This window comes from Pedobacter rhizosphaerae, assembly GCF_900111155.1.
Classification (GTDB): Bacteria; Bacteroidota; Bacteroidia; order Sphingobacteriales; family Sphingobacteriaceae; genus Pedobacter; species Pedobacter rhizosphaerae.
Genome location: NZ_FOGG01000023.1, coordinates 1 through 12,773, shown reverse-complemented (window position 1 = coordinate 12,773; position 12,773 = coordinate 1). Strand labels below are relative to the sequence as shown.

The following is a 12,773-nucleotide window of genomic DNA, read 5'->3' as shown; positions in this document are numbered from 1 at the left end:
ATATTTCCCATCAGGTTAAAAATCACCTGATATAGCATATTTGGTCAACTAAGCATGCCCTAAAGCCTCATCCCAACCTTCCTGTATCTGTATCCCTTCCCGTACTGCATGCAGCAGCGGGAGGTCCAGTTCACAACCCTGGCTTTCACAACGGGCATGATCTTTCTCATCCAGTTGAATAGTACCGATTACCTCGCCCTTCTCAGATATTTCATACCGGGCGTTTCCCAAAGGACGGATGTCATAGAATTTACGCCGGTCCTCCACTGCTACTTCTATTTTGAATTGTTCCATATCTTATTAATTTTTCTTACACCCTATGGGGAGTCTTGTGATTAAATGTCGAATCCTGCCGGAATCTGAAATTTCACTAAACCCACTCCCTCGAGAAAGCATCCTTGAATTTAATTTTTGCTTTTGCTATCTTTTCCTGAAAGCTATCACCCGCCTCTCAGTCTACACAGGTAGCTCTGACCCCGTGCATTATAATGGTTCAACAATGTAAAGTGTGAAAGGTTCTGGGCAGCGCAGATATATGTTTGGCCTATGTGAGGTTCAGTTTCTACAGATCATTACAGTTTACATCATCATGAATAATAAATATTGAAACTTCCCATCCCGCAATCCCGGAAAATGTTTATATGAAGACCGGAATTCGCCCGGACAAGCCCTCCACTCAACGCCATTAGAAATAGGGATTTTCAATTGCTTTCACTTAAAACTGTTGTCTTCGCATTTTGCACCTGCAGGCATAGCATATTCACTGAAGCTTACTCTCAGTGCAACAGTATAACCAGCCTGCCATTAATGCATCGATGTTTTAGTTATTGATCTTCGCGTTAATTTATCAGGAAAAAAGTACCTGCGAGCGGGTATAATAGCTGGTCCTTCCCCCAATTTTATCTGAGATGACCTCTTCGCCTTTGCGGGTGTTTTTAATCTTCGCGCCATGGACCTCCATGAAATCCCTGAGCTCTCCCCGTAGCTCATCCCCGTTCTCCCCTGCTATTTTTTTTATAGCAGATTCCAGGACAGAGTGGATGCTCTTATGGAGCTGCTTAACTGAGTCTTCGGGAATTTTGCCAGCAATTGAAAATGGGGAAATTCCCGCATGGTACAGGATCTCATCTCCATAGGAGTTACCTATTCCCCTGAGCTTTTTTTGGTCCATAAGCAGAGTTTTGATCACCATTTTTTTCCCGCTCAGGAGCTTTTTAAAAGCACTATAGCTCAGCTCCAGTGCATCGGGAACATCAGCGGATGGCGGATCAAGCGTTGGAGTGGCCTGTTTTTGCATATCCACTACCGCAAATCCCTCTCCTGAATGGAAATGAAAAATCAGGATCGCAAACCTCGGGGAAGCTGAGCTTAGCGCCACGAGCTCTCCCCTTAACATCAGGTGAATCCCCAGCACCCGGTCCGGCCCAAAAACAAGCTGTATGGTTTTTCCTGAACGGATAACCCTAGATAGCTTGTGGCCTTCCAGGCAGGCTTTTAACGCTTTAGCCGGGACGTTGAGTTTCCTGGACTCTATTACTTCTAATTTTTCCAGCACACTTCCCCCGTACCTGCGCGTGAGGATTTGCGAAAACACCTCCAGATCTGGTAATTCTGCCATAGCTTTATGTTTCTAGGTATTTCTTAATTTCTGATAAAACACTGCCTCGCATTGCTGCCGCTGCCTTAAGTTCTTCTGTACTGACCTTGAACCGCGATGCCCAGAAAGATAGCTGCCCGGGGTCCGCTGTATCGATTGTTCCCTGTTGAGCCGCCCAGTCACCGGGTTCCAGGGTATCGCTGTCATCGGAAATTTCCTTCAGGTTTTCATCCTCCTTGTCCTGAAAAAACTGTTTTGCCGACTTAAGCCCCCTTGCAATGGCAATTCCTTCCCCAACACCTTCTTTTAAAAGTGCATTGGCTATTTCAACTGCCTTTTCCCTCAAAAATTCAGGCTGATTTTTATAAGATGGAGGATAATCTCCGTTGTACCATGGCATAAATACTCCTTTTTGTAAAAACATTGTTCCTGCTAATAAAGTTTCCCGGCCCAGGGCAAAAAAGGCACAGCCCAAAATAATTCCGTCCATCGGCTTGACATGTGGCAAAAGTGGAGGCAGCTATTAAAAGACCAAGCCCAGTGGAAAAAGTTTTCAGGCTATAGCATTTCTATTAAATTAATCTTCAATCATTCTTATTTCCGCCAACTTACCTAAAATAAGGTGACCCGCTAAGTGATGCTTTTTATAGCCCGGTATTCAAACGACCTTTCCTTACAGCGGCCAGTTTCAGCAGTGGATCACAGAATGATTACAAACAGTTTTGCCAAAAGCAGTGTTACCTCCTTACACCTTACCTCAACCCATGAAAAACAGCAAATTGATTGAAATGCTAGAGCAGCAATCCCCCAGACTGAGGGAACATGCACTCAAATTTACCGGTGATATAGAAGATGCCAATGATTTGGTGCAGGAAACACTGATCAAAGCCCTGAGGTTTCAGCACTCGTTCCAGAAAGGTTCGAACCTTAAAGGCTGGCTTTATGTGATTTAAAAAATACATTTGTCAACAGCTACCGAAAAGACAAAAAGAGAAATCAAACTCTCAAATGCGAGGAGGAACTCAGCAGCGCAGCACTCCTGCCCAGCTCGACAGGCAATAAGGCCTTGAATTCCTTTGTGATGGCTGACATCCAGGCAGCATTGTCAAAACTACCTGAGAGTTACCGGATCCCTTTTGTAAGATACTTCGAGGGTTATAAATACCATGAAATTGCCCAGGAAATGGGTATCCCGCTCGGGACAGTTAAAACCCATATTTATCATGCCCGTATACAACTAAAAAAACATCTTCAGATATATAACTTTGAGAGAATGAACAATGTCAACTAACCCAGTTGATGATATAATTAATCATTTTCAAAAAAACAATTACGCAAGAAAGGACGAAAATGATCCGTCCTTTCTTGCCTTAGCCAATCATCCCGACCGGGTGAGGCAGGCTAACCTGCTTTCTTTTTACTTTTAATGTAGTTTTCAATATCCTTACGGTCGGATGATCCCGTTGCCCGTTTAGCACCCACAATCGCCTGGATGCTTACCCCGAGCTTATCTGCCAGATATTTGACCTCATAAGGCTGGCTGGAATTGACTTCCCTTCTTTCAATTTTGGATCCTCTTGTGCTCATAGTTTTTTCATTTTAGTGAGTAGATCCCCTATCAACAACACCCGGAAATAAAAAGTTTAGTTAATATGGTTTTATAGGATGTCATGATTTAAACTGGCTAACCCCTATGGCAAGACAAATTGTTTTTGGAGTTAAAAGCGAACCAATTATCTCAACCCTCAGCTTCTTTTTCTCCGGATTGATATCTTTCCTCGTTACTTTTATCTTCATGTACAATCAGCGAATCCGGAGTTGCCGCAGCGTTGTTGCCGCCTGTTCCCGACAGTTTTGGCAGGCTCAGGTTAATATCCTCCAATTCTTTCGATACGGTAAGGTTACCAAGAGCCAACTGGTTGATTTTTTCCTGTTCACTGGTACCATTTTGAGCTGATAGACCGTTGGTATTCTTTTCTTTACTTTTCATAACTTAATATTGTTTTATAATGATAACATTCGCACCCCCCAATAGTTTAGCTCCCGGATAAAAGCGGGCCGCACATTCAGAATATTATTAACTGGTTATCCGGCATCCAGGATCGCTGAATATCCTGGAGCCAGGCTGACCAAGAAACTAACTGCACAAGGCCCCTTTAATATTTCCCAAAACGAATGAATGGGGCTAATCAAAATTACTCCGACAAAACTTATGTGCCTGAATGATTGTTTTAGATTTAGCTATGAACAGTTATCACTTCAACATTTATCCCATTGACACCCACCATGTCAAGGACTGCATTGTGCATTTCGACAGGGGCATCTACCGGGTACATGTGGAAGGTAAGCTCATTGGAATGATGGTGAAGGATCATGTGGAGAAATTCGGCTATAGCACGGAAGATAAAGACCTGAAACCCTTAATCGGGGAAATTGCAGGACATCTCCATGAAAAACATCTTCGTAAGAAGTTTGCTATGGATATCCGCTCGATCTGGAATGTAATACTGGAGGCCAATTTTATCAATGAAGAAACCTTAATGGTCTATATTAAAGCGGATACCGATCTGGAAGAATTTGCTGATTGCGTGAGAGACACGATATACGATCACGTTGAATTCGATGAGCATCTGAATCTTGTTTTATCCCAGATGGATCATGATGAGGTAATCGATATACAGATCAATTAATACAGCGTACAGGTCAAAACCTGCTGTCCCCTTTTAAAGCAACTTAAATTAACCACGATGAATAAAGTTAACAGCCAACATGAATTGGACCAACTAAAGGAGCGCTTAGATAAACAGATACTGGAAAGCCAGGATAGCGAAAATTCTGAACTGATCTACCTTGTCAAAGATGATGCGGACCTAGTTGAGGTCAGCGAACTTATCCAAAGCATTTATAGCTATGGGGAAACAGGGTCCGGGGAAACTGCAGTATTGGTCAAAAACAACAAAGGGGAGTACCGATTTGCTTTGGGCGGATAAGTGTAATTATTCAAAAAAGAAATCATTACAACATCTTCTCTATGGAATCAAATATGATCCTGTTGCCTCTACCTGTTTGAAAAATTAGCAGCTATTATCAAGCATGAACCTATTCCAACTGAAAGTCGTTTGAAACAGGTTCATGGCCTTGTGGGATCACCATCATCTTAGCTGCCAGGCTCGACCAATTCCTTGGGAACCAGCACCGGAAAACTTAACTTACAACCCTTAAACCTTCATTCGGTACGGCCATATAATTTACTGATCAATTTCAGTTTTTTTGCAATAGCCTTATAATCTTCATCTCCCTTCAGCCTCCAGGACCAGTTACCGCTTGCCGTTCCCGGGCGATTCATTCGCGCTGCCTGGTCCAGTCCAAGAATATCCTGCATAGGTAGGATAACCCTGGCAGCTGGTGAGGATTGGGCCAGTCGGATGAGCTGATGGGCAATATCTTTTTCTCCACAAGGCTGCCCCAGATAAGCTTCAAGCCTTTTTTTGGCATTCAGGTCAAGATCCTGGTTAAACCAGCCCCTAGTGGTATTATTGTCATGAGTTCCGGTATAAACAATCCCTTTATGGAAATTCTCAGCATGCGGCAAGTGTAGTGAAATCAGTAATCCGGCATCAAAAGCAAATTGTAACACTTTCATGCCTGGAAGTTCAAAATCTTCCATGAGCTCCCGAACAGCTGGGGTAATATCTCCTAAATCCTCGGCTATGAGCGGAAGCTTCCCCAACCTATCCCGGAGCCTGGAAAGTAATGAATGTCCGGGAGATTCCTCCCAAGTTCCTTTTCTAGCATTGGTACTGCCCCCCGCAACCTGATAAAAAGAACTAAAAGCCCTGAAATGATCCAGCCGGAGTTCATCTACTCTTGAAAGCTGATAAGCGATGCGGTCCAGCCACCAGGTGTACCCATCTGCGGCAATCTTTTCCCAATTGTAAACCGGCATTCCCCAAAGCTGTCCCTTGCTGTTGAAGTAATCTGGAGGAACACCTGCCTGGAACAAAGGTTCCCCTTCCCCATCCAGTTTGAAATACTGCGGATTACACCAAACTTCAATGGAATCCAGGTCTAAATAAAAAGGCAGATCGCCTATTATTTTAATCCCCCTTTTATTCGCATAGGCTTTCAGATGGTGCCATTGCTCCCAGAAGATAAACTGTTCCCAACGGTAACGCTCCAACTGCGCGGCATACTCCCGTTGATATTTTTCCAGCGCAACATCCTCCCGCCATTTAAACTCATCAGGCCAGGTCCGCCAGCTACCTTTAAAAGCCAGGGTTAAAGACCGGTACAAAGCATAATCATTCAACCAGCTGCTTTGTGCTGCACAAAAGTCCACAAAAGCCTTTTGCAGTTCGGGTGATCCAGCTCCATTGTTAAAAGCTTCAAATGCTTTCCCCAGCAGCATTTCGATTTCAGCATCTGCCCGTAAAAAATCTGCCTGTTCCGCAAGACCGTACCCCTGCACCTGTGGAACTTTTTCTAACAAACCCCATTCCCGGAGCACATCCGGAGCAATAAATTGTAAGTTGCCTGCCCGGTCGGACCATGTGGCATACGGCGAATACCCTTGCAGCTCAGAAACTGCTGAGAGTGGTAAAATTTGCCAGTAACGCTGCGAAGCTGCTTGCAGGAAATCCACAAACTGGTAGGCACTGGGGCCAAAATTACCCACCGCCCCACTTGATGGCAAAGAACTGATGTGCATCAATACCCCGGAACTCCTCTCCCGGGTAGTGATAACGGGTACGCATACTCCCCCCTGAACAGCTTTGAAGACTCCGGATAATGGCAGTCCGTCATAGAGTACATCTTCAGTAACAGGCTCAGCATTTAAAAGATTTTTCCATCTTTTAGGGGCATCAGCAGGCAGGTTGATCCGGGTGTCTGCCCAGTCAAAACTCATGATGTCTCCCCCGGCACCTGTCAGATATCCACTACCAAGGGGGATGGCTACTAAAACCCAATCCTCAGCCCCGCGGCGCAAAAAAGCCAGTGCATGATCTTTGTACTTTCCTGTAATCTCCAGGGGAATATAATCTCCTTGCTCAAAAGCGGAGCGGTAAGTTTTACGGATCCTGAGTAACCGCTGCACCAGGGTGATCTTACCGCTATCTTCCAGGTGGTCAGTCCAGGCGGCTGTAGCATCAGCGTGCTGATATTGGTTAGCCTGAGTCGTTAAATAACCGTAATCTACCGGGCGCCTGTTATCCGGGTCCACCAGGCTTAAATCAAATGCTTCTGTACCCTGATAAAAATCCGGCACACCCGGAGCGCAGACTTTTAATATCACCTGGGAAATGGTATTCACCGCAGCATGTCCCCGAATCTTTGCCAATAATTTAATTAAAGGATGATCTGTGCTTTCCAGGTCATTACAAAGTTTACCGATAAAATCCTTCATCTGCTGCTCGTACCTTCCATCTGGCTCTGCCCAACCGGATCTTTTTTTACCCTCCCGCAGCGCTTTCTCCATAAAACTGCCCAACCGCTCTGGGAGGTCTTCCCTATCCTGCTGGTTCCAGGGGTAAATCCCGAGCAATATTTGCATCAGCAGGTACAGGTCATTGGGGTGTATGGAAAGGATTGCTGCTGCGTATTGCTCCATCACTCCCTTTATCGCCTCACGCCAGTCCCCGGGCATGTCCGATAAAACGTTAAGTCTTGCCCTTACATCTTCACCTTTCTTGGTATCGTGCGTAGAGGTAGCATTCAGTGAGAAAGGCTGCTGTTGTTGCCGCTCTTTCATCAGGGCATGAAAATCAGCCACAGATATTCCAAAGGATTCGGCCTGATCCCCGACCTCAGCATGTGCCGTAAAACGGTTATAGGTATACATCAGTGTATCTTCTATTCCCTTGGCCATCACAGGTCCACTGAACTGCATCAATCGGGCAAAAAACGCCGTTAATTCATCAAGCTCTGCAGCCGAGGCTTTTAGTGGGAATTCCAATAACCATATTTTCCAGAACGATGCACTTTTAGCGTCGGCAGCCGTATTCTCCAGCCTGACCAGCAAGGCCTCGATCTGAGACAATTCTTCTCCTTTCAAAGGGAAAGTAATGTCGTAAAAACGATAAACAGGCATACTCACCAGGATATCCTCCACATAAGCTTCAGCCTGGTGAAATGATAAATTTTCTCCCGTCATTTTGATGAGCATTTTTGCTAACCGCCTGAGTTCTCCCCGCATTTCCAAGGCAAGGACAAACTGTTTTTTTACCAACTTGTTTTCTGAAGGCGATTGCACTTTACCCGTAACTTCCCCATATATTTCATCGAAATGGGCGATGGTACTACTTCTGGTAAACAAGTTATTCAGTTGCGCCATGAAATCATATCCGGTGCTCCCTTGTACCGGCCAGTTCGCAGGAAGGTTCTCGCAAGGGGCCAGAATTTTTTCGACTGTGATATAGCAGCCGGGACCAACGCTTAACCTAAGCGCCTTTAAATAGGCTGTTGGATCGAATAAGCCATCTATGTGATCAATACGAAGGCCCTGGAATATTCCATTTTTTACCAACTGGAAGATATATTGATGGTATGCTTCAAAGACCCATTTTTCCTGCATATTTAAACAAATAAGCCCATTGACAGTAAAGAAACGCCGGTAATTCACAACATGGCCTGCAGATTGATAATCGCAAAGCTGATAATATTGAGAATTTAATAAGCTAAGCAAGTGCTCCTTGTCTCCATTGATGGTGGCCAGTTCCGTCTCATTCAAACCCAGTTGGGTTTCAGCACTTACCGGCCAGTGTGCATTCCCATCAAATATGAAATATTTATCCGATTTTTTTACGATAGATAGCGCCCCACCCGCAATTAACCTCTCGGGAGTTTCGGTTAAAAACGATACGATCAGTTTTTCACCATTTTGCCAGTCTACATCCAAATCAAAAAAGCTGGAATAGGAAGAGTTTTGCCCTTTCTCCAGCACATCCATCAAATAGGCATTATCGGGGTGAAAAGCCATGTGATTGGGTACAATGTCCTGAATCCATGATATTCCCGAATTCCGTAATGCCTGGGTGAGCTCAAAAAGTTCCCGCTCGGTACCGATTTCAGGATTGATCCGCAACGGGTCTACCACATCGTAGCCATGTGTACTTTTTGGCACGGCCGCGAAAATGGGCGATGCATAAATTGTATCAACGCCCAATGCTTTAAAGTATCCTATCTGCTCAAGAGCATCCCTAAATGTGAAGTTTTCATTAAACTGAATTCTATAAGTAGCTAAAGGTCTAAATGGCGTCATATGTAATTACGATAATGCTTTCTGATGGGACAATAATTTGCTGATTTACGATTTGATTGGTCATGAAATGCATCCCTCCCCACTGCACTAAAGTAGAGTCGAGGATTACCTCCCCTGCCCCTTGCCCTAAAGCAAAGGGCATGTCCGCCGGGCCAAAATTCATTAAGATTTCCAGCCGCTGGTGATCATTCCAGCGGGATAACTGTAGCGCCTTATGATTTTCGATCGGCCGGGCCTGAAGGCTGGTTCTATTCAAATCTGATAACAGGACATTGCTTTTCCTCAAATGGATGAGTTCCCGGTAATAAGCCAGCATCGCTGAGTGAGGGGGCTGAACACTTAACTTCCAGTTTAACTTTGCAGAGAGAAAAGTATCTGCATGCTGGGGATCAGGCATCTCTTCTGCCACAAAGTCCTTGAATTCCGCCCGGCGACCCGACCGCACCGACTCGATAAGCATTGCATCGCGGAAACTGACAAAAAACGGAAAGGGTTGTCTTTCTGCGTATTCCTCTCCCATGAACAGTAAGGGTATAAATGGAGAAAGCAGGACAGCCCCTGCCATAACCCTTTGGAGCCCTGCACTGACCAATCCGCTGCTTCGCTCCCCCCTCATCCGGTTGCCCACCTGGTCGTGGTTCTGCGAGAAAACAATAAACTGGCTTCCCGGGTTATCCTTTGCGGGCCTTCCAAAGCGGCGTCCCCGCACCCTGGAGAATTGCCCTTGATAAACGTAAGCATCATTGTAAGCCCTGGCCAGGTCTTCAACCCCTGAGAAATCACCATAATAGCCCAATTGCTCCTGACCGGCACTGACCCGAAGGGAATGGTGAAACTCGTCTATCCATTGCGCATCCATGCCCACCCCCCCCTTTTCAGCGGGATTGATATACCTGTTATCATTGAGGTCTGATTCTATGATCAGAAAGTTTTCTTTCCCGGTTATTTTTGACAACGCATCTACCTGGATGCGCAGTTCTTCCAAGAAGTGCACCGCGCTAAAATCTTTAATCGCATGGATGGCATCCAGGCGCAGGGCATCGATATGAAAGTCCCTGAACCACATCAGTGCGTTCTCGATAAAAAAATCACGTACCCCGTCTGCGCCTTTATCATCAAAGTTCACTGCCTGCCCCCAGGGAGTATGATAGTTATCAGTAAAATACGGACCAAAATCACTCAGAAAGTTATCCTCCGGGCCAAAATGGTTATAGACCACATCTAAAACTACAGCGATTTCATTTGCGTGGCAGGCATCCACGAAATGCTGCAGGGCTGCTCCTGCGCCATAACTATCCTGAGCGGCAAAAGGGAAAACCCCATCATACCCCCAGTTCCGTTCTCCGGGAAACTGCCCAATTGGCATCAACTCTATTGCCGTTATACCTAACTGCTTAAGATATCCCAGCCTGGAGACTATACCCTCAAAGGTACCCTCATGGCTAAAGGTACCAACATGCAGTTCATAGATGATGTACTCTGAGAGGGCAGGCCCTTTCCAGGAATGATCATTCCAATGGTAGAGCAAGGGATCGAAAGCAATTGAGTGCAGATTCCCTTCCCGGCGTAGAATGGCCAGCGAGGCAGGGTCAGGGCGTAATTTCACTTCTTCCTCAACGTGCAACTCCACTGTATAGGTATCGCCGCGATCGATCGCAAAATCTTCTTTATACCAGTATCCCCCAGCTGCAGCCGACAAGGGTAATGCATGGGATCCAACATTCAAGGTAACCTGCTGCGCATTTGGTGCCCAAAGCCAAAAAGAGGCTCTTCCGGCAGGGCTGAAACTCAAGCCCAATTTTCTTACCCTGGGATCTAATGCGTATGATTTTTTCAAATTCCTTTTGTTTTAGGTTCAAATACGTGCCGCTTAGCATTGAGCTTCAGCAAGCCATGTTTACCTACAATCAACATGATTTCTGGTGTTGAAGTTTGGAAAAATTAAAAATCTACAATGGGAAGGGATTTCGGATAAAAGCGTATCCGGTTCCCAGGAAAACCCTCTGAAAGCTCCTGCAGAATTCGCTATGGTATATATCTTGACTATTATTCATCTTAAATGATGAATATAAATGCTAATCGGTTACAGCAAACAAGTCATACAATACTGAAATGCATCCGTCTCGATGAGTGGACACTGACCTGAATAGTTATAAATTCTTTTATCTACCGATGTGCCTGGTAGTAATGATCAAAAAACTGACCATTAGTTAAAATGGTTCTTTCTAATACTCAATTATTGTTTTTCATCAGCTCTATTGTAGTAAAAAATCTACCCTATTAGCAAAAAATGATTTAATACCTTTACAACTAAGAATTGAATCTACGGGACGATTACTATTCTATTGCCTTGCTGAATATGCAGGGCTTTTTTGTTCAGCTTTTCTTAATAACTGGATGTACCCCTTCTGCTATCGACACGCCGTCCAGGTCGAAGTAAAACCTTGACCCTTGATTTTCAACACTCTTGACTTCAATTTTAGAATTATGCTGTTGCAGTATTTCTGAAACCAGGTACAAGCCAATACCAAAGCCGGAAGCCCCCTGATTGCTTTTGCTATTAATGCGATAAAAACGTTCAAATAACCTCGTTTGATCAGATTGTCTTATTCCTATCCCCTGATCACTAACTGAAATGCGAACCTTATCCCCAAGCTTTTCGCAACCTACTATAATACGTCCCCCTTGAGGAGAATACTTGATCGCGTTACCCACCAGATTGGTTAACACCTGACCAATTTTGTCCTGATCAGCATAAACCACAACACCTGTGCACCCTGAAACTTCAATAGTATGGATAGTGGTCAGCAATCTTGAACTTTCTACTACCTCACCGATCAACTGATCAATATCAAATTCTATACTGTTCCGTTCTAGCTTACCATCCTGGATCCGCGCCAGGTTTAAGAAATCATGGGCCATGAGAATCATTTTCTTGACCTGCACCTCCATTCTTATTAATACATTTAAACCAAAGTCATCGGTATTTTTTTGTTTTTTCTTTAACAGAATCTGTATGTAGGATGCAACAACGGTTAATGGCGTTTTTAGCTCATGACTGACCATGGCAAGGAAATCATTTTTTCTCTGGTCTTCCTGTTGCCTGTCAGTAATATCACGCGTAAAACAACGGGTATGCACAAACTTGCCATCCTTGCGCAAGACATTGGAATTGATAAGCACGTGCTTGACCGATCCGTCTTTGCATTTCAATCGGGCTGTATAGTCATACAGGGTTTCATCATTGCTTAAACGGTAAAGAATATCCTGTATAACTTCCGGATCAGCATGAAAATTCTTAATCGGGAATCCAATGTATTCCTCTTTTTCGTAACCCAAAGCATCTAGCTCTGCCTGGTTAGCCCAAATAATTATCCCTTTGGCATCTACCCAGTGAAGCGGCATCGATGCATTCTCAAAAAAGTCGGAGAGTTCCTCCACTTTAAGCTTCAGTTCATCATTTTCCCGCTCACAGCGGGCCAGCCTTTCTTCGAGTACTATGGTATTTTCCATTCTAATGACCCTCGAAAAAATATGGTTTCCGATTGATATAAAGTTAAGCATTACATTCTAAACTAAAGCAAGAATGAAAGTGATGATCAGTCACGAAATCAATATCAACACATCACCCAACAGCACCTGCAATCGCTTTTCATTTCATATGGTTCTTATATGATTCAATTTCATGAAGATGTGGAGGGAGAGTACCACCGATTGACAATGTGCAAACGGTCTCTAAAAAAGTTTTTTTTGAGAAAATCGATATCCAAACACTTGATAATTTGGAAACCGGCAGATCATCTCCCTTTTGCAGATAAAAAAAATCGAGTAGGAAGATAGGGATTAGTTCCCTACCTGTCCTCTCACACCACTGTACGTACCGTTCGGTATACAGCGGTTTGCTAGAATAACTTCGTT

Annotated in this window: 12 protein-coding genes; 4 read left to right on the top strand and 8 right to left on the bottom strand. The window is 44.4% G+C overall.

Annotated elements, in window-relative coordinates:
• Positions 1-48: 48 nt before the first annotated feature.
• From BMX11_RS16815 to BMX11_RS24360, 3 genes are all read right to left on the bottom strand, one after another.
• Complete coding sequence (locus BMX11_RS16815; RefSeq protein ID WP_090886366.1) at positions 49-294, bottom strand: hypothetical protein; 246 nt, start codon at positions 292-294, stop codon at positions 49-51.
• 553 nt (positions 295-847) lie between these two features.
• Positions 848-1,618, bottom strand: coding sequence for a DNA-formamidopyrimidine glycosylase family protein (locus tag BMX11_RS16810; RefSeq protein WP_090886363.1), 771 nt, complete (start codon positions 1,616-1,618; stop codon positions 848-850).
• Between the two features lie 4 nt (positions 1,619-1,622).
• Entirely contained in the window at positions 1,623-2,087 is a 465-nt protein-coding gene (locus BMX11_RS24360) for a DUF3606 domain-containing protein (protein WP_175474598.1), read from the bottom strand.
• Positions 2,088-2,361: 274 nt separating this feature from the next.
• Between BMX11_RS24360 and BMX11_RS24765 the strand changes: the two genes are divergently transcribed.
• A complete protein-coding gene (locus BMX11_RS24765) occupies positions 2,362-2,550 on the top strand; it encodes an RNA polymerase sigma factor (RefSeq protein WP_317040126.1) in 189 nt (62 codons plus the stop codon).
• Entirely contained in the window at positions 2,532-2,888 is a 357-nt protein-coding gene (locus BMX11_RS16800; protein WP_317040127.1) for an RNA polymerase sigma factor, read from the top strand. The genes BMX11_RS24765 and BMX11_RS16800 overlap by 19 nt, the downstream gene beginning before the upstream one ends.
• A gap of 110 nt (positions 2,889-2,998) precedes the next feature.
• Here the strand turns inward: BMX11_RS16800 and BMX11_RS16795 are convergent, their stop codons facing one another.
• Both BMX11_RS16795 and BMX11_RS16790 read right to left on the bottom strand, forming a co-directional pair.
• The gene (locus BMX11_RS16795; protein ID WP_090886361.1) at positions 2,999-3,184 is read right to left on the bottom strand and encodes a DUF3606 domain-containing protein; all 186 of its coding nucleotides are present in this window, start codon (positions 3,182-3,184) and stop codon (positions 2,999-3,001) included.
• A 151-nt stretch (positions 3,185-3,335) separates the two neighbouring features.
• Positions 3,336-3,587 (bottom strand): hypothetical protein, encoded by a 252-nt coding sequence (locus tag BMX11_RS16790; RefSeq protein WP_090886359.1) that lies wholly within the window; start codon positions 3,585-3,587, stop codon positions 3,336-3,338.
• A gap of 232 nt (positions 3,588-3,819) precedes the next feature.
• On the opposite strand from BMX11_RS16790, the gene BMX11_RS16785 reads away from it, so the two are divergent.
• Together BMX11_RS16785 and BMX11_RS16780 are read left to right on the top strand one after the other, a co-directional pair.
• Positions 3,820-4,287 (top strand): hypothetical protein, encoded by a 468-nt coding sequence (locus BMX11_RS16785; RefSeq protein ID WP_090886357.1) that lies wholly within the window; start codon positions 3,820-3,822, stop codon positions 4,285-4,287.
• 57 nt (positions 4,288-4,344) lie between these two features.
• Positions 4,345-4,587, top strand: coding sequence for a hypothetical protein (locus BMX11_RS16780; RefSeq protein ID WP_090886355.1), 243 nt, complete (start codon positions 4,345-4,347; stop codon positions 4,585-4,587).
• Between the two features lie 236 nt (positions 4,588-4,823).
• On the opposite strand, the gene treY is transcribed toward BMX11_RS16780, so the two are convergent.
• The 3 genes from treY to BMX11_RS16765 all read right to left on the bottom strand — a co-directional run bounded on the left by treY (position 4,824) and on the right by BMX11_RS16765 (position 12,368).
• Positions 4,824-8,855: a malto-oligosyltrehalose synthase gene (treY, locus tag BMX11_RS16775; RefSeq protein ID WP_090886353.1), complete on the bottom strand. Its 4,032-nt coding sequence runs from the start codon at positions 8,853-8,855 to the stop codon at positions 4,824-4,826.
• A complete protein-coding gene (gene treZ / locus BMX11_RS16770) occupies positions 8,842-10,692 on the bottom strand; it encodes a malto-oligosyltrehalose trehalohydrolase (RefSeq protein ID WP_217643855.1) in 1,851 nt (616 codons plus the stop codon). The genes treY and treZ overlap by 14 nt, the downstream gene beginning before the upstream one ends.
• A gap of 539 nt (positions 10,693-11,231) precedes the next feature.
• Positions 11,232-12,368, bottom strand: coding sequence for a PAS domain-containing sensor histidine kinase (locus tag BMX11_RS16765; protein ID WP_175474597.1), 1,137 nt, complete (start codon positions 12,366-12,368; stop codon positions 11,232-11,234).
• Positions 12,369-12,773 lie beyond the last annotated feature (405 nt).